This window comes from Halomonas sp., assembly GCF_033549285.1.
Lineage (GTDB): Bacteria > Pseudomonadota > Gammaproteobacteria > Pseudomonadales > Halomonadaceae > Halomonas.
In genome coordinates this window covers 1-17295 of sequence record NZ_JAWSUJ010000042.1, presented here as the reverse complement: position 1 = coordinate 17295, position 17295 = coordinate 1, and the positions used below count along the sequence as shown (strand labels likewise).

At 68.2% G+C, this 17295-nt stretch carries 18 protein-coding genes; 8 read left to right on the top strand and 10 right to left on the bottom strand.

Annotation, left to right across the window (positions count from 1 at the left end):
* Position 1: 1 nt before the first annotated feature.
* From SCI24_RS11090 to SCI24_RS11070, 5 genes are all read right to left on the bottom strand, one after another.
* Positions 2–832 (bottom strand): hypothetical protein, encoded by an 831-nt coding sequence (locus tag SCI24_RS11090; RefSeq protein WP_318725426.1) that lies wholly within the window; start codon positions 830–832, stop codon positions 2–4.
* A 76-nt stretch (positions 833–908) separates the two neighbouring features.
* Positions 909–1790 carry an ABC transporter permease gene (locus SCI24_RS11085; RefSeq protein WP_318725425.1) on the bottom strand — a complete coding sequence of 294 codons (882 nt, stop codon included), beginning with the start codon at positions 1788–1790 and terminating at the stop codon, positions 909–911.
* The gene (locus SCI24_RS11080) at positions 1787–2671 is read right to left on the bottom strand and encodes a threonine synthase (protein ID WP_318725424.1); all 885 of its coding nucleotides are present in this window, start codon (positions 2669–2671) and stop codon (positions 1787–1789) included. The genes SCI24_RS11085 and SCI24_RS11080 overlap by 4 nt, the downstream gene beginning before the upstream one ends.
* On the bottom strand, positions 2668–3501 hold the full coding sequence (locus SCI24_RS11075; protein ID WP_318725423.1) for an ABC transporter ATP-binding protein: 834 nt from the start codon (positions 3499–3501) through the stop codon (positions 2668–2670). The genes SCI24_RS11080 and SCI24_RS11075 overlap by 4 nt, the downstream gene beginning before the upstream one ends.
* Positions 3501–4511 (bottom strand): ABC transporter substrate-binding protein, encoded by a 1011-nt coding sequence (locus tag SCI24_RS11070; protein ID WP_318725422.1) that lies wholly within the window; start codon positions 4509–4511, stop codon positions 3501–3503. Before SCI24_RS11070 ends, SCI24_RS11075 begins: the two co-directional genes overlap by 1 nt.
* Before the next feature lie 223 nt (positions 4512–4734).
* On the opposite strand from SCI24_RS11070, the gene SCI24_RS11065 reads away from it, so the two are divergent.
* Positions 4735–5652, top strand: coding sequence for a TauD/TfdA dioxygenase family protein (locus tag SCI24_RS11065; RefSeq protein ID WP_318725421.1), 918 nt, complete (start codon positions 4735–4737; stop codon positions 5650–5652).
* 4 nt (positions 5653–5656) lie between these two features.
* Here SCI24_RS11065 and SCI24_RS11060 read toward each other — a convergent pair whose 3' ends face one another.
* On the bottom strand, positions 5657–6130 hold the full coding sequence (locus SCI24_RS11060) for a phosphatidylglycerophosphatase A (RefSeq protein ID WP_318725420.1): 474 nt from the start codon (positions 6128–6130) through the stop codon (positions 5657–5659).
* 180 nt (positions 6131–6310) lie between these two features.
* Here SCI24_RS11060 and SCI24_RS11055 point away from each other — a divergent pair, with 180 nt between their 5' ends.
* From SCI24_RS11055 to sstT, 4 genes are all read left to right on the top strand, one after another.
* Positions 6311–6889: a gamma-glutamylcyclotransferase gene (locus tag SCI24_RS11055; RefSeq protein WP_318725419.1), complete on the top strand. Its 579-nt coding sequence runs from the start codon at positions 6311–6313 to the stop codon at positions 6887–6889.
* Between the two features lie 37 nt (positions 6890–6926).
* On the top strand, positions 6927–8180 hold the full coding sequence (locus SCI24_RS11050) for a threonine ammonia-lyase (protein WP_318725418.1): 1254 nt from the start codon (positions 6927–6929) through the stop codon (positions 8178–8180).
* 116 nt (positions 8181–8296) lie between these two features.
* Complete coding sequence (locus SCI24_RS11045) at positions 8297–10018, top strand: isocitrate/isopropylmalate family dehydrogenase (RefSeq protein ID WP_318725444.1); 1722 nt, start codon at positions 8297–8299, stop codon at positions 10016–10018.
* Positions 10019–10620: 602 nt separating this feature from the next.
* Complete coding sequence (sstT, locus tag SCI24_RS11040; RefSeq protein WP_318725417.1) at positions 10621–11844, top strand: serine/threonine transporter SstT; 1224 nt, start codon at positions 10621–10623, stop codon at positions 11842–11844.
* Between the two features lie 58 nt (positions 11845–11902).
* Here sstT and SCI24_RS11035 read toward each other — a convergent pair whose 3' ends face one another.
* Together SCI24_RS11035 and SCI24_RS11030 are read right to left on the bottom strand one after the other, a co-directional pair.
* A complete protein-coding gene (locus tag SCI24_RS11035; protein WP_318725416.1) occupies positions 11903–13129 on the bottom strand; it encodes a GGDEF domain-containing protein in 1227 nt (408 codons plus the stop codon).
* Between the two features lie 227 nt (positions 13130–13356).
* Positions 13357–13614: a hypothetical protein gene (locus SCI24_RS11030; protein ID WP_318725415.1), complete on the bottom strand. Its 258-nt coding sequence runs from the start codon at positions 13612–13614 to the stop codon at positions 13357–13359.
* 201 nt (positions 13615–13815) lie between these two features.
* On the opposite strand from SCI24_RS11030, the gene SCI24_RS11025 reads away from it, so the two are divergent.
* On the top strand, positions 13816–14133 hold the full coding sequence (locus tag SCI24_RS11025) for a monooxygenase (protein ID WP_318725414.1): 318 nt from the start codon (positions 13816–13818) through the stop codon (positions 14131–14133).
* A 41-nt stretch (positions 14134–14174) separates the two neighbouring features.
* Here SCI24_RS11025 and SCI24_RS11020 read toward each other — a convergent pair whose 3' ends face one another.
* On the bottom strand, positions 14175–15077 hold the full coding sequence (locus SCI24_RS11020) for a LysR family transcriptional regulator (RefSeq protein ID WP_318725413.1): 903 nt from the start codon (positions 15075–15077) through the stop codon (positions 14175–14177).
* Between the two features lie 156 nt (positions 15078–15233).
* Here SCI24_RS11020 and SCI24_RS11015 point away from each other — a divergent pair, with 156 nt between their 5' ends.
* Positions 15234–15401 carry a hypothetical protein gene (locus SCI24_RS11015; RefSeq protein ID WP_318725412.1) on the top strand — a complete coding sequence of 56 codons (168 nt, stop codon included), beginning with the start codon at positions 15234–15236 and terminating at the stop codon, positions 15399–15401.
* A 186-nt stretch (positions 15402–15587) separates the two neighbouring features.
* Here SCI24_RS11015 and SCI24_RS11010 read toward each other — a convergent pair whose 3' ends face one another.
* Complete coding sequence (locus SCI24_RS11010) at positions 15588–16184, bottom strand: cysteine hydrolase family protein (RefSeq protein ID WP_318725411.1); 597 nt, start codon at positions 16182–16184, stop codon at positions 15588–15590.
* 41 nt (positions 16185–16225) lie between these two features.
* Between SCI24_RS11010 and SCI24_RS11005 the strand changes: the two genes are divergently transcribed.
* Positions 16226–17185, top strand: coding sequence for a GlxA family transcriptional regulator (locus SCI24_RS11005; RefSeq protein WP_318725410.1), 960 nt, complete (start codon positions 16226–16228; stop codon positions 17183–17185).
* Positions 17186–17295: the final 110 nt, after the last annotated feature.

The window sequence follows — 17295 nt, the reverse complement described above, 5'->3', positions numbered from 1 at the left end:
TCTATGCGCGCTGATCCTCCAGCATGTCTCCCAACAGGCTGCCACTGACAAGAGCGGGTTCGAGCGGGGTGACCGCACCGAGATCACCGGGCGTGTCGAGCCCTGGCCACCAGACCGTGAGGCCGGCGGCACACGCCTCGCGATTCCACTGGGTGAGCCGGGGCCAGTGCTCGCGGCCTCGGCGTGCCAGGAGCAGGGCGTTGGGTTCCGGCGTCACCCAGCGCACGCCGCTGTCGCTCAGCAGGCGCCAGGCGGTCGGTGGTGCATCTATCGGGACACCCTGAGCCAGCAGCGGATAACCATGCCGCTGGAAACTCTCGGCGGCCTCCCGGGCATGGGCGTCGCTGAGCAGGTGCAGTGCACTCAGGCGCAGCACCGCCTGCCGGGGATGCAGGCCAAGGCGAGCCAGCAGCACCTCGAAGACCGCCCCGTGGGAGGCATCCACAGCCTGGAGATGGCACCAGTGAACGTCGACCACCAGTGGCGCGGCATTGACGCCATGGCGTGAGAGATGGTGCAGCGCGTGTAGCACGCGCAGGAAGCGGTCGAGGAAGATCACATCCTCGCGATCCCAGGAGAAGAAATAGAGCGGATCCGTCGTCTCTTGAGTGCTGTGTGATTCCACAAGTTGAATGCGGCTCTCATGGGCCATAGACGTGAGTCCGGCGAGCTCCAGAATAGGCTGCTGGCGGGGCCGCACATGCTTGCCCGCAACGTCCGCCGACACCTGCCCGTTTTCATAGTGGAAACGGGCATGACGGCGCAGGCTGGCTTGTGGGTTGAAAGCCTCGAGGTGGGCATTGAAGAAGTCGATCACTCGGGTCAGGGGCATGCTGGCACTCCTCGGCGGTAAACGGGTCCGACGCCCCTCGGCCGACCGAGGGACGAGATGCTAGGCGGCAGGAGGTTCAGTGCACCATGCCCCAGCGCTTGACGGTGATGCGTTCCAGGGTATTGAAGACCAGGTTTTCCACCAGCAGGCCGATCAGGATCACCACCACCAGCCCGGCGAAGACGTTGTCGGTATAGAGTTCGTTGCGGTTCTGGAAGATGTACCAGCCGAGCCCGCCCTCCCCGGATGAGGCGCCGAACACCAGCTCGGCGGCGATCAGGGTGCGCCAGGCGAAGGCCCAGCCGATGCGAAGCCCGGCCAGCAGGGCCGGCAACGCGGCGGGGATCAGGATATGGACCACATAGCGCAGGCCGCGCAGGCCGTAGTTGCGACCCGCCATCCGCAGCGTCTCGGAAACGCCCTGGAAGCCCTGGTGGATGTTCACCGCCATGGCCCACAGCACCGAGTGCACCAGCACGAACACCAGGCTGGCCTCGCCGAGGCCGAACCACAGCAGTGCCAGGGGCAGCAGGGCGATGGCCGGCAGCGGACTGAACATCGACGTCAGGCTGCTGAGCAGGTCGCGCCCCAGGCGCGTGGACACCGCCAGGGTCGTGAGGGCCAATGCCAGCAAGGCGCCCAGGGCGTAGCCCTTGAGCAGCACCGACAGCGACACCACGCTGCGCTGGATCAAGGTGCCGGAGGCCAGGCCCTGCCACAGGGCGGTGGCGGTATCGCTGGCACCGGGGAGCAGCAGCGGATTGGCCTGGTAGCGGGCGGCCAGCTCCCACAACCCGACCAGGGCCAGCAGGATCGTCAGCTTCCTCACCACGCCCAGATCCCAAGCTTGCTGCCAGCGCGGACGCGACACCACCAGATCACTGGCTTCGACCGGCGGTAGTTCGTGAATTCGGTCGGTCCGCTGGAAGCGGTCGACGCTCAGGGTATGCAGAGTCATAGGGCTCTCCCGTGCGGTGCGTGATGTTTCGCCAGATCCTCCTCGGGAGCCAACAGGGGCAGCCCGAGGTCGCGGTTGTCGGGGTACTTGATGCCGGCGCCGGTGTTGAGGGCGACAACCCGCGCCTCGGCGGGAATCTCGCCCAGGGTGCGCAGCTCACGGGCCGCGGCCGGCACCGCCGCGCCCTCGGGGCAGACGAAGGTGCCCTCGAGCTGGGCCGCGCGGCGCTGCTCCCAGTCGATGGCTGACTCGCTGACGGTGATGGCCCATCCATCGGTGGCATAGAGGGCCTCCAGGACCAGGAAGTCGCCCAGCGCCCTGGGCACGTTGATGCCAAAGGCCCGTGTCTTGCTGTGCTCCCAGAAGCGCGACTCATGTGCTCTCTCCTGCCAGGCGCGGACGATGGGCGCGCAGCCCTTGGCCTGCACGGCCACCAGCCGCGGCAAGGGACCCGAGACCCAGCCGATGGCCTGGAGCTCCTGCAGCGCCTTGTAGATGCCGATCAGGCCCACGCCGCCCCCGGTGGGGTAGAGAATCACGTCGGGTAGCTGCCAGCCGAGCTGCTCGGCCAGCTCCAGCCCCATGGTCTTCTTGCCCTCGATGCGATAGGGCTCCTTGAGCGTGGAGGCATCGAAGGCGTCGGTCGCCTCGACGAAGCGGGCCACCTGACGACCGGCATCGCTGATCAGGCCATCGACCAGCGCCAGGTGGGCACCGGCGAGGGCGCACTCTTGCCGGGTGATGCGCGGCGCGTCCTCGGGCATGGCGATGGTGGCCCCGATGCCCGCGCGTGCGGCGTAGAGCGACCAGGCCGCCCCGGCGTTGCCATTGGTGGGCATGGCCAGGTGGGTGGCGTAGCGATAGGGCCGAGGTTCATTCATGGCCGCCCCTCGTGCTCGAACAGCAATTGATGGATCTGCTGAGTACGAGACTTGGTGGACGCACTCCCGAGGCTCGTCAGGCTGTCCGCCTCGCAGCCCAGCTCGGCGCGTACTCGGCCCGGGTGGGGCGAGAGGAGCAGCACCCGGTTACCGACGACCTGCGCCTCCTCGATGGAGTGGGTAACAAACAGCAGGGTGAAGCCAACCTCCCTCCAGAGGGTCAGCAACTCCTCCTGCATCTTGCGACGCGTCAGGGCATCCAGCGCCGCGAAGGGCTCGTCCATCAGCAGGATGCGTGGCTGCATGGCCAGTGCCCGGGCGATGGCCACCCGCTGCTTCATACCCCCGGAAAGGGTATGGGGATAGGCATCGGCGAAGGCGGCGAGCCCCACCTTCTCCAGCGTCGCCAGGGCTCGCTGCTCCGCCTCCCGGCGCCCCAGGGTGCGCGAGGCCAGCAGGGGGAACATGACGTTCTGCTTGACCGTCTTCCAGGGCGGCAGCTGGTCGAACTCCTGGAAGACCACCAGGCGGTCGGGGCCCGGCCCGGCCACCCGCTGGCCATCGAGCCGGATCTCTCCCTCCGCCGGGGAGAGGAAACCCGCCACCGCCTTGAGCAGGGTCGACTTGCCGCACCCCGAGGGGCCCAGCAGCACGAAACGGTCCCCCTCCTGGACGCCGAAGCTGACCCGCTGGGTGGCCTTCACCACCTGGCGGGGCGTGCGGTACTCCAGGGTGACGCCATCCACCGCCAGTCGCGGCGTGGCAGGTCTTGGTCGCGGTGCGGCACTGCCTTGCCGCCTTGCCAGGGGAGCTGCCGTGGCCGCCGTCATCAGCTTCCCTCCCAGGCGTGTGCCTCATCGAAGAAGTAGTCCTGCCAGCTCTCGGGGCGATGTTCGATGGCCCCCACCTGGTACAGGAACTCCGCCAGCGAATAGGTGTTGTCGGGCACCAACGTGAAATCGATCTGCGGGTCATTGACCAGCCGGGAGAGGAAGTCGCGTTCCAACCGAGAGCCGGTGACGCGGAGGAAGATATCCACGGCGGCGTCACGATCCGCCTCGATGATCTCGCTGGCCTCGGCCAGGGCGGCACGGAACACCTCATAGAGTTCAGGGTTGTCCGTGCGGAAGCGATCGGTGGCATAGACCAGCACGGGCGTGATGGGACCACCGAGGATCTGGTAGGAGTCGGTCACCTTGGAGATACCCTCGTGCTCCAGTGCCTGATACTGATAGGGAATGCTGGAGAAGTAGCCGGTGATCTCGGTGCCACCGGAGATCAGGGCCGCCGTCGCATCGGGATGGGGGAGCGACAGCGTTTGACGATCCAGTACGTCGTATTCATCCGCGCCGAAGGTGTTGGCGGCGACATACTGAAGGAAACGCGCCTGCACCGAGACGCCCACCGCCGGCAGGGCGATGCGATCCTCGGGACCGAAGTCCTCGATCGATTTCACTTCCGGGTCACGGGTCAGCAGGAAGTTGGGGGCATGACCCAAGGCGGCGATGGCCTTGATATCGATGTTGCCTCGAGTGCGGTCCCAGGCGGTGAGCAGCGGGCCTACGCCGGCGCTGGCGATATCGATGCTGCCAGAGAGCAGCGCATCGTTGACGGCGGCACCGCCGGAAAGGCGCCGCCACTCGACGTCTACGTCGAGCCCGGCTTCTTCGGCATGCTTCTGGATCAGCTCTCGGTCCTGAATGACCTGCAGCGGCAGGTAGGCAATGCCGAACTGTTCGGCGATGCGCAGGCGTTCGCTCGCCTCCGCGGCTTGGGTGGCGCTGCCGGTGGCAAGAGCCAGCAAGGTCAGACCGGCGAATCGGGATAGGTAGCTTGGCATGGGTCGCTCCAGTTCGAGTCATGGGGATGACCTACCATGCCGCCGCTCCGAGCCAGCCTCCAATGGATTGTTTTGCTTAGTAAATCATGACCCCGGCAAAATACTTATCAGAGTGCCGGGGAAAGGTATTTCGTGAAATGCACATCGCGAATGACGATTGGCCAGGGCGAAGCGATGACTGGTTCGATAAGCCGCAGACCACAGCCAGAACGGAGAGCGAACCATGTCACTTCAAGAGATCACAGTGAAGAAATTGAGCGGCCATATCGGCGCAGAGATCGGCGGGATCGACCTGTCTCGTCTCGACGACCGAGGGTTCGAGGCGCTGCATGGCCTGTTCCTGGAGCATCAAGTGCTGGTCCTGCGCGACCAGCAGCTGACACGGGATCAGCATATTGCCCTCGGCAGACGCTTCGGCGAGTTGCATGTCCACCCCATGGCCAAGGGGCCACAAGGCTACCCGGAGGTCTTTCCCATCGAGGCCGGAGCCAACTCCAGCAACGATCCCAAGGCCATCCGCGCCGGCAAGCGCGCCGTGAATGGGGGGCACTGGCACTCCGATGTCTCCTGCGACGCGGAGCCACCGTTGGGCAGCATCCTCTACCTTCACGAGGTGCCCGAGGTTGGCGGCGACACCCTGTTCTCGAGCGGCCATGCCGCCTACGAGGCGCTTTCGCCCGCCATGCAGGCATTCCTGGAGGGGCTGACCGCGGTACACTCGGGCGAGGCCACCTACCGGCTGCATTACGGCAACCAGCCGGCCCAAGATCGCAGTCGATTCGGTGTGCGAGGCGACACGCCCTATCCGGAAGCGGTACACCCGGTCGTTCGCACACATCCGGACACTGGCCGAAAGAGCCTGTTCGTCAACCGCGGGTTCACCCGTGAGATCGTCGAGCTGGGGCATGCCGAGAGTCAGGCCCTGCTCGAGTATCTCTACCGGCACCAGGAGACCCCGGAGTTCCAGGTACGCGTGCACTGGGCACCCAACACGGTGACCCTATGGGACAACCGCAGCACCCAGCATCGTGCCGTGTTCGACTATGCCGGCCAGGTGCGGCGCGGCGAGCGCGTGACCATCAAGGGGGATCGCCCCTTCCTGCTACGCGATGACGCCTCTCCCTGGCAACTCGTCGGATGAGGACTTATCGGCTTACCTGACGCCGCCGCCAGAGGGTGAGGCCGCCGGCCATCACCAGCCAGCTCATGGCTGCCGCCACGCTGTCGTCGAGCACGATGCCGGCGCCGCCGGGCACCGCCTCGGCCAGGCTCACCGGCGGCGGCTTGATGGCGTCGAAGACCCGGTAGACCACGAAGGCGGAGGCCATCGCCCAGGGCTGGCGGGCCGCCGTCTGGCCCAGCACCGCCACCGGGAAGGCGACGATCTCGTCGAGCACGATGCGCCCGTCATCCTTGTCGCCCAGCGACTGCTCGGCCAGGTGGCAGACCGGCACCGCGGCAAGCAGCAGCGTCAGCGTTACCACCACCTGCACCCGCCGGGTGCGGCCCAGCAGCCACCAGGCCAGCGGCAGCCCCAGCAGGGAGCCGACCGTGCCGGAGGCCCAGGGCGAGAGCCCCGTGCCGAGGCCGGTGGCCAGCCACATCAGTGCGAACTCCATGTTCCTTGCCCCCTGCGCGATGGATGGTGCGGGGCGCACCCTGGCGTCCCGCCCCCGGCCGTTGCCGGCCGAGCAGCGGCCAAGATACCCGGCGGCACGACGAAGGTCGATGGTGGCCGAATCGGCAAGGACTCGCCGCCAGGCTTCGACATTCGCCGCCGACCGACGCATCATTCAGGGATGACGCTCGACACGACCCACCGCAACCGGCAGATGACCCACTTCGACGGCCACGACGAGATCTGGCTGTTCGGCTACGGCTCGCTGATCTGGAAGGCCGACTTCCCCTTCCTGGAGCGCCGCCCGGCCCATATCCATGGCTGGGTGCGCCGCTTCTGGCAGGGCTCCCACGACCACCGCGGCACCCCCGAGGCGCCGGGCCGCGTGGTCACCCTGGTGCGCGAGCCCGGTGCGACCTGCCACGGCATGGCCTACCGCATCACCCCCGAGGTGCTCGGCCCGCTCGACGTGCGCGAGAAGAACGGCTACCTGCGCGAGGTCACCCGGCTGCACTTCGAGGACGCCGCACCGCCCTCGAGCACCGAGGGGCTGGTGTACCTCGCCACCGAGGACAACGCCGCCTTCCTCGGCGACGCCCCGCTGGAGGCCATCGCCGAACAGATCGCCGTGGCCCACGGCCCCAGCGGCCCCAACCGCGACTACCTGGTCAACCTGGCCCAGGCCCTCCGCGAACTCGGCGTGGACGACCCCCACGTGTTCGCCCTGGCAGCGCACCTGCCCCACCCGGCAGGTGCCTGATGCCCGACACCACCTCGACAACGGAGACGACCCTCCCATGAGCGTGACCCTCGACGACGTCCGACAGGCCGCCGCCCGCTTCCAGGGGAGCGTGGAGCGCACCCCTTGCCTGCACTCCACCACCCTCTCGCAGCTCACCGGCTGCGAGCTCTACATCAAGTTCGAGAACCACCAGTTCACCGCCTCCTTCAAGGAGCGCGGCGCCCTCAACCACCTGCTCTCGCTCAGCCCCGAGGAGCGCGCCCGGGGCGTGATCGCCATGTCGGCGGGCAATCACGCCCAGGCGGTGGCCTATCACGCCAGGCGGCTGGGCATCCACGCCACCATCGTCATGCCCCGCCACACCCCCAACCTCAAGGTGCGCAACACCCGCAACTTCGGCGCCGAGGTGCACCTCGAGGGCAACGGGGTCGACGAGGCCGGGGCCTATGCCCGGCGCCTGGCCGAGGAGCGCCATCTGGTCTTCGTGCACCCCTACGACGACGAGCGGATCATCGCCGGGCAGGGCACCATCGCCCTGGAGATGCTCGAGGAGGTCCCCGACCTGGAGTGCCTGGTGATCCCCATCGGCGGCGGCGGCCTGATCAGCGGCAACGCGGTGGCGGCCAAGGCGCTGAAGCCCGATATCGAGGTGATCGGCGTGCAGACCAGGCGCTTCCCGGCCATGAAGCAGGCGCTGGCCGGTGAGGAGATCCATTGCGGCCTGGCCACCCTGGCCGAGGGCATCGCCGTGAAGCAGCCCGGCACGCTTACCCGGGAGATCGTGCGCGAGCTGGTCAGCGACATCGTGCTGGTGGACGAGCCCGAGATCGAGCGCGCCATCCTGATGCTGCTGGAGATCGAGAAGAGCGTCGCCGAGGGCGCCGGCGCCGCCGGGCTCGCCGCCCTGCTCACCGACCCGGAACGCTACCGCGGTCGCCGGGTGGGGCTGGTGCTGTGTGGCGGCAACATCGACATGCTGGCGCTCTCCTCGGTGATCCAGCGCGGCCTGGTGCGCTCCGGGCGCATCGTGCGGGTGCGGGTCGGCATCCCCGACGTGCCCGGTTCTCTGGCCGAGCTCACCCGCCTGCTCGCCGAGCAGCGCGCCAACGTCATCCAGATCGCCCACCAGCGCACCTTCACCGACCTCTCGCTGCGCGCCACCGAGGTCGAGGCCACCCTCGAGACCCTGGGCAGCGACCACACCCGCGAGGTGATCGCCGCGCTGCGCGCCGAGGGCTACGACCCGGTGCTGCCCGCCAACGAGGTGCACCCGGACGAGCGCTGGGCCGCCGACCCCGAGGGGCACTGACCTGCACCTTGGACGCATGGCGCAGGGCCGGCGGCAGGCGTACCCTGTGCGCATTCGATCATCGCACCGGTTTCCATCATCTCAACAAGGGAAGAGTGATGAGCAGCAAGTTGAAAGTGACAGCCCCCCTGGTCATCCTGCATGGCGACGAGATGGCCCAGGTGGCCTTCGAGCGGATCCTCGATACCTTCGTGACCTCCCCGCTTGACATCGAGCTGGTGGAGGTCGACCTGACCGCGGAGAACCGCCTGGTCACCAACGGCCAGGCGGTGATCGATGCCATCGAGGCGCTCAAGCGCCACGGGGTGGGGGTGAAGAACGCCGGCATGACGGTCAACCGCGCCCAGCTGGGCGAGCTGCTGGCGGCCCATCCCGAGCTCGACGGCACCAGCCTGCACCCGCTGGCCACCAAGTCGCCCAACGGCGCCATCCGCAAGGGCATCGGCGGCAACATCACCCGCGAGGACATCCAGTTCCGCAACCTGCAGTTCAACAAGCCGGAGTGGGTCGGCCGCGATATCGAGGTCGACACCATGGCGACCGGCGGCAGCAAGGACAGCTACAACGAGCTCTCCCGCGCCACCGGCATCGTCAAGCTGATGTTCGTGGGTGCCAGCGGTGACCCGGTGGAACTGCACCGCCGCGAGGTCAAGAAGGGCGACCCCTGGCTGCTCGCCACCAACGACATCGACGAGATCAAGGCCTGGGCGCACCGCTTCTTCCAGCGCGCCATCGACGAGAAGCGCGACATCTACCTGGGCCTCAAGGACACCGTGATCGCCGGCTACGACGGGGTGATGCGCGCCGCCATCGAGGGCATCTTTGATCAGCACTACCGCGCGCAGGTCGAGGCGCTGGGGCTCGCCTACCACTACGAGCTGATCGACGCCCAGGCCGCGCGCATCGTCGCCAACCCGCCCGAGCGGGCCCTGTGGGGCGTGCCGGACAACACCACCGGCCGCAAGCTCTACAAGCTGGTCGAGCAGCTCAAGGTGCACGGCATTCCCACCCGCAAGGCGCACGTCTCGCTGTCGCGGATGAGCGCCGGCGGCGGCGACCAGTACGGCAGCTACAACGCCCCCGCCACCGAGGACGGCATCCTCAAGGTGATCGTCGACGGCGACGAGAAGCATGCGCGCCACGTCAAGCAGGGCGACCCCATCCTGCTGATGTCCAACGACCACGAGGCCATCAAGGACTGGGTCACCCAGGTGTTCCGCGACGCCTCGCGCAAGCAGAAGGAGGTCTACTTCGGCCTCAAGCGCGAGTACATGGACTACGACGAGGTGTTCAGCACCGTGATCACCGACGTGCGCCGCGAGCTGGCCCAGGCCGACACCCCGCCGCCGTCGTTCATGATCATGCGGCCCTCCAGCCAGCTCATCAAGATGATCACCGACCCGCCGCGCAACGCCCTCTACCCGGCGCAGAACCTCGACGGCGACATCTTCTCGGACATCTCCGCCGCCCTCGGCGGCAGCCTGGCCACGGCCAGCTCGATCATCGAGAGCAAGAGCGGCACCATGCTCTTCGAGGCGCCCCACGGCACCGCCCACGACCTCTACCTGAAGTACCTGGAGAGCGACGGCAAGGAGGCGCACTTCAACTCCTCGGCGCTGATCTTCGCCGTGGCCAATGCCCTGGAGACCCTCGGCGAGCGTGAGGGCAACGCGCCCCTGGTCGACTACGCCACCCGCCTCAAGGCCGCGCTGATCGATACCGTCGCCGACGGCATCATCACCGGCGACCTCAAGGGCAAGACCACCGACCCCGCGTCCGAGACCATCGTCGACATGCAGGGCTTCCTCGACGCCGTGGCAAGCCGACTGGCCGCCTGACACGCCGACAGCGGCCTTGCGCCCTCTCGGGCCGGGGCCGCCTAGTGTTTGCCTACGGCATGCGCGGGCTCAGATCACCCCGCAGTTCTGAAGTGTCAGTGCCACCAGCAGCAGGATCCCCAGGCCGATCAGCTTGCCGGTGGTGCCCTTCTTGCCCTGTTTCCTGTCCATCGCCTCCCCTCCTCTTCGCGCGGCGGTCCGGCCTCCCGGAGACCGCCCCCTTCCTGGCTGACCATGCGTTCCTGCCTGATCATAGCGCATCGGGCATCGGCGACGCTCCTGACAGCAGACCGCCCTCTCGGCTCCACCTTCGTACTGGCCTTCTCGACCCGCCCGCCCCGTTCATCGCCCCGGCAGGCATGCTGACTCACGTCATAGATACAGTAATGCTCTCTACTTTTAGTCTAAAATACAGAAATACCATCCACCCCAGTCGCGAAAATTGCTAGAATCCCGCGCGCACCGCAGACGCCCCTGCCTCGGGCTACCCGCCCGGGGCGACTCGTCCGACTCGACCCGGCGCCCACCCGCGTCCACGTCTCGACCGTCGAGCGCCCCGCAGGTGGCGCCTGCCCGCCCATGACAACCCCGAGATACCCTCCATGTTCGCCACCGTGCACGCCCTCAGCCGCCCGCTGCTCCGCCTGGGGCTGATCCCCCAGATCGCCATCGGCATCGTCTGCGGCATCCTGCTCGCCATCGTCTCGCCGGCCTCCGCCGAGTCGGTCGCGCTACTCGGCCAGCTGTTCATCTCCGCCCTCAAGGCGGTCGCACCGATCCTGGTGTTCGTGCTGGTGGCGGCGGCCATCGCCGGCCATCGCCAGGGCCAGCCGACCCATATCCGCTCGGTGCTGGTGCTCTACGTGATCGGCACCCTGGTCGCGGCGCTGGTGGCCGTGGTGGCGAGCTTCGCCTTCCCCACCACCCTGGCGCTGGAGATGCCCGAGGTCAGCGGCAACCCGCCGGGCAGCATCGTGGAGATCCTCCGCGACCTGCTGCTCAACGCCGTCAGCAACCCGGTGACCGCACTGATGGAGGCCAACTTCATCGCCATCCTGGCCTGGGCGATCGGCCTGGGCCTGATGCTGCGTCAGGCCAACGAGGCCACCCGCGCGATGCTCGGCGACCTCTCCCAGGCAGTATCGAACATCGTCAGGATCGTGATCCGCTTCGCCCCGCTGGGCATCTTCGGCCTGGTGGCCGCCACCCTGGCGGAATCCGGCCTGGGCGCCCTGCTCGACTACGGCCGCCTGCTGGCGGTGATCGTCGGCTGCATGCTGTTCGTGGCGCTGGTCACCAATCCGCTGATCGTCTACTGGCAGACCCGCCGGAACCCCTACCCGCTGGTCTTCACCTGCCTGCGCGGAAGCGCCATCACCGCCTTCTTCACGCGCAGCTCAGCGGCCAACATCCCGGTCAACCTGGAACTCTGCAAGCGCCTGAAGCTGGACGCCGACACCTACGCCATTTCCATCCCGCTGGGCGCCACCGTCAACATGGCCGGCGCGGCCATCACCATCTCGGTGATCACCCTGGCCGCCGCCCACACCCTCGGGATCAGCGTCGACTTCCCCACCGCCCTGCTGCTGTGCGTCGTCTCCGCGCTGGCGGCCTGCGGGGTCTCCGGCGTGGCCGGGGGCTCGCTGCTGCTGATTCCCATGGCCGCGAGCCTCTTCGGCATCTCCACCGAGGTGGCCATGCAGGTAGTGGCGATCGGCTTCGTGATCAGCGTGGTGCAGGACGCCACCGAGACGGCGCTGAACTCCTCCACGGACGTGCTGTTCACCGCGGCCGCCTGCCGGGGCGAGGAACGCCGCCAGGCCTGACGCAACAGCGCCGGCCCCACACCAGAAGCGGGGCCGGCGCCGCAGAATCGCGGCAGGGTCAGCCTCGGGAACTGCCTTCCTGGGCTGCCTGCATGACACCCGCGCCCTGGTGGAAGCCCACCCCGCTGCCAGCGAGGCGAGACGCCCCGTGCTCCTGACCGGCCACGGCCCGGTCACGACCATCCGCCTTGGCCCGGTAGAGCAGCTGGTCGGCCCGGCTGTAGAGGCGGTCGAAGCTCCTCTCCTCTTCGGCCTCGACCACCCCGATGCTCACCGTCAGCCGGTGCTCGGCGGCCGGCCCGGGCAGCGGCATCGCCCGGGTCGCACGCAGGATCCGCTCGGCCAGGGCCTCGGCGCCCGCGAGGTCGCTGTCGGGCATCAGGATCGCGAACTCCTCGCCCCCCATGCGCGCCACCCTGTCGACCCGCCGTACCTGCCGCTCCAGGATGCGGGCAAAGTCGACCAGCACCGCGTCGCCGATCGGGTGGCCGTAGGCGTCGTTGATCCACTTGAAGTGGTCCAGGTCCAGCAGCATCAGGCTCAGCGGCGAACCGTGGCGTCGACGCCGCTCGAACGCCTCCCCCGCCGCCTCGCGCAGCCAGCGGCGGTTGCCGAGGGCGGTCAGGTCATCGGTCCGGCTCTGCAGGCGCATGGTCTCGCGCTGGCGATGCAGATGGAACAGCATGCGCATCACCGCGGCGATCGCCACCAGCAGCAGGAGCAGCAGTACCGCAACAGCCAGCGCCAGGCGCTCCATCAGCTGGCGCTGCTCGGCCGAGGCCCGGTGGAGCAGTTCGTTGAGTTCGCTGTAGGCCCAGGCCAGCCCCTCCTCGATGTCCAGGCCCAGGGCCAGGATGGCCTCGCCGCCCCGCGCGTCGAGCCCCTCCTCGGCGGCGGCGTCGACGGCGGCTTCCAGGGCGGGCAGCCGTGACTCCACATGGGTCAGCTCGTCGAGCAGTGCGTCATAGCTGGCGGGCGCGAGCTCGCTGCGGCGCAGCTGCAGCCGGATGCCCTCGATGCGCCGGGGAATGCGCCACAGCAGCTCGTGGATCTGCTCCAGGTGGATGTGGTCCGGACGGTCGATCAGGCTATCCAGGGTCATGCGCATGGCGGCGGGGTCCTGCTGGGCCCTGACGACGTCGGTGACCAGCGCCGTGTAGTCGGCCCCCACCTGCTGGCGCGCCTGGGTGACGTAGTAGGCGATCGCCACGGCGCAGAGCATGGCGATCAGGCTGAACGCCAGCACCAGGCGCATCCCCAGGCCTCGGGAGGAGGCCGCCCTCATCTCGCGCTGATCTCGCTGATCGCCCAGATCCAGCGCGTCATCGGCACGCTGCCCTCCCGCGCGGCCGCGGCGTCCGCGGGCACCACCAGCATCAAGGGTCCCAGCGAATCCTCGCCGACGGGCTCGCCGTCGAGGCGCGTGACCAGCAGGTAACGCTTCTCCCGTCGCTGCGCCGGGGTGAGGAAGGTCGTGTAGCCGTCCAGGGCGATGAACCTGACACGGCGCGCCTACTCGAGGCCCTGGGCGGAGAGGAAGTCATCCAGCCAGACCCCGGAAAAGGTGCCCTCGGGTCCTTCCGGGTGGCGCATCTCCACCGCATCGAGGCCGGTTGCCTCGACCTGCTCGAGGGTCAGCTCACGGGACTCGGTGCCCTCGGTCAGGGTCAGCACCGGGACGTCGGCGTAGGCAGAAGCGGTGGCAACAACGGCCAGCAGCAGCCCGCCGGCCAGGCACCAGACACGACCGGGGAATGAAGGAACACGCATGGGAACTCCCGTGGCGGGATGGACGATGTAGGATGGCAACGGTCCCAGGCGACTCGCCTGGCCGGGAACGCGATCCGGGTGGGGCGCGACTATCGCCAATGCCCCGTCCGGTGTCCACATTTTGCGACACTAACCCACCAACGATGCATCCACCAGGGCCCGGCGGGGCCTGGGTAGTTATCAACTCGATAAGGAGGCCCCATGGCCGTGATACTGCAGGTGCACTTCCCCTTCCCCGGCCCCTTCGGCGACGAGATGGCCGAGGCCCTCGCCCCGCTGGCCGAGTCCATCAACGCGGAGCCCGGCCTGCTGTGGAAGATCTGGACCGAGGACGCCGAGCGCCAGCTGGCCGGTGGCGTCTACCTGTTCGCCAGCCGGCAGGACGCCGAGGCCTACCGCCAGATGCACACCGCCCGGCTGGAGGGGATGGGAGTAACCGGTATCGAGGCACAGATCCTCGAGACCAACGAGGCGCTCACGAGGATCAATGGCGGGCCGCTGGCGCGCGCCGGGGGCTGACCCGGGACGCTCGGCCACGGATCAGCCGAGCACCGGGCACGCTAGCGGCGCAACTCGCGAAACGCCCTGATCACCTGGCCGGCCAGCGCTTCGCTGGCCTCCCCCGCCCCCTCACGGCGTACCAGCACGACATGGTAATCACCCAGGTCGGGCAACCCGACCTCGCGGGGTAGTTGACGTAGTGGCGACTTCACCAGGCTTACGGGAAAGGGCGCCACGGCGATATCGGCGAGCATCGCGGCCTCCTGGCCGGCCCAGTGCTCGCTGGTGTAGGCGATGCGATAGGCCCGGCCGATCGCGTCAAGGGCGGATAACGCCCTGCCACGCCAAGGCCACCCCTGACTGGCCAGGGCCACGGGCAGCGGCGAGCGCCAGGCCGCCACGCCACCGTCGCGACCGGCCCACACCAGCGGCTCGCTATGCACGACCTCTCCCTGGTCCGCCATCTGCCCCGGGGTTCCGGCGGTCATCAGGACGAGGTCGAGCTCGCCAGCCTCCAGCCGGCGTTGCATGCTCACGCTGCCACCGACGATCACATCGACCTGCACCGCCGGGTGCGTGCGAGCAAACTGCGCCAGCACCTCGGGCAGGATGCGCGCGCCCTGGTCGTCAGGGGTGCCGAAGCGCACCGTGCCCTCCACCGGGGGAGCGAGGAAGCGCGTCACCGCCTCCTCGTTGAGCTTGAGCAGTCGCCGCGCATAGCCCAGCAGCACCTCACCCTCCGGGGTCAGCCGCACCTGGCGCGCCTCGCGCACGAATAGCCTCTGCCCCAGGGTTTCTTCAAGCCGCTTGATCTGCATGCTCAGCGCAGAGGGCGTGCGGGACACCTCGCGCGCGGCACGGGTGAAGCTGCCACGTTCGGCAATCGCCACGAAGGTACGCAGCACCTCGAGATCCAGCAGCGGCAGCGGGCCTGCATGCACCGTCGGGGAAGAGAACGGCATGGCAACACTTTCAGAATTTCTGAAAGCTCAATGTAATCCTTTTCGCTGGATTCAACAAAGACCATCAACCATGCTGCCCACGAGGCCACGACACACATCCTCGTGCCTCGATCCATGGATCGCCGTCATCGGCGACCGGCCAGAGGAGGCATCGTCATGCGTCAACTCGACCCTACTCGCAAGCTCGACACCGGCGCAGAGCGCACCAACCGCCCAGCCATGCCGAGGTTCTGCATGCCGGCCATGCCGCCACTCGGGCTGGTGGCAGTCATTCACAGCCGCCTGCGCACCTGGCAGCAGCGTCTTCATCACCATGCCCGTTGAGTTGGCACGCCACCGCCGGGCCCGTCTACCGAGGGGCCCGGCGGAGCAGCAGGCGAAACACCAGCGCGGAGCTGTCGAGGGTCAAGGCGGGCCGCTAGCACTGATGGCTGATTCGCGAAGGGTCAGCCGCAGATCGGCTTGTGATTCGTAGATAGTGGGGAGCCACAGGGAGATCTCCCAGCACCCTTACCCCTGCTGCTTGAGCCAGGCGGCGGTATCGGTGACCTCGGCATAGGCGAAGCCGAGCCCTGCCATGAAGGCCGCGTGCACCTTGGCGGCCGGCACCGTCACGCCGTTGAACGCCTGGTCGTGGGTGGCGCAGGCGTCCTGCAGCACCGTGACCCCATAGCCCAAGTCGGAGGCGGCCCGGGTGGCGGCATCGATGCACATGTGGCTCATGGCCCCGACGACCACCAGCTGCTCGATGCCCTGCTCCTGCAGGTGCTCGTGCAGCGTGGTGCCCAGGAAGGCGTTGACGTTGTTCTTGAGGATCACCGCTTCTCTGGCAGACTCCTGCGGCGCCATGGAGGCGTGGATGCGCGCCCCCTCGCTGCCGGGAACGAAGAAAGGGGCCTCGTCGGAGGGAAACTCGTGTCGGATATGCACGATGGGCAGCGATTGCTCACGGAAGTGGGCGAGCACGCCGGCGGCGTTGTCGGCGGCCAGCTCAATGCCCACCAGTGGCCACTTGCCGGCGGGGAAGTAGTCGTTCTGCAGATCCACGATGATCAGGGCGGTGTTGCGCATGATGTGCTTCTCCTTGGAGGCTTGAGCCAGCATCATGGCAGGCTCTGGCCATGGGGTCGGGTGGCAGGAGTGACACAATGCAGGCAAGAAGTGACAAGCTGCCCCGCCGCATCCGGATCGCGATCCCGACCCTGCCGGGCAGCGCCCAATCGGCCGTCTATGGGCTGCAGGACCTCTTCGGCACCGCCAACCGCATCCTGCAGGAGCTGCAGCCAGCTCCCGAGGTGGCCTTTGCCGTGGAGCTGCTGCCGGCCGGCAGCACGCACATCGCGCCCCCCGAGATCGCCATCGTGCCGCCCATCCTGGCAGGTAATGCCTACCTGAACGCCCAGCCCGAACTCTGCCGGACGCTGCGGCATTGGCACGCCGCAGGCACGGTGGTGTGCTCTGTCTGTGCGGGCGCCTTCCTGCTGGCCCAGGCCGGCCTGCTCGACGGACGCCGGGCCACCACCCACTGGCAGCTCGAGACGGCGTTCCGGACCCACTACCCCCATCTCACCCTGGATACCGATGCGCTGCTGATATCGGAGGCCGACCTGGTGACGGCCGGCGGCGTCATGGCCTGGATGGACCTCGGCCTGCACCTGGTCGCGCGCCACGTGCCGCCCTCCGTGGTGCAGGCGCTGGGTCGCTTCCTGGTCATCGACACCGGCGAGCGTCAGCAGCGCTACTACCGCGCCTTCACGCCCGAGATGGCCCACGGCGACCGGGCGATCCTGAGGCTCCAGCACCACCTGCATGCACACTTCACCCGTCGCCAGACCACCGCCGAGATGGCCGCCACCGCGGGACTCGGCGAGCGCACCCTGATGCGCCGCTTCCGCCAGGCCACCGGGTTCGGCCCCGGCGAGTACCTGCAGCAGCTGCGGCTGCAGCGCGCCAGGGAGCTGCTGGAGAACCGCCGGGACAGCGTGGAAAAGGTCGCCCTGGCGGTGGGCTACGAAGACACCAGCGCCTTTCGCAAGATGTTCATCAAGCACACGGGGCTGACGCCGGGACAGCATCGCGCCCGCTTCGGCGCCGCCCACTCTCACTGAACCGGCGGAGCACGCGACTCGGCGGAGGCTCAGGCAGAGGCAGTCAGGCCATCCTGCGAAGCGCCGCCAGGACCTTGCGGGCGAGCCTCTCCAGGCGCTTCGGGTCACCG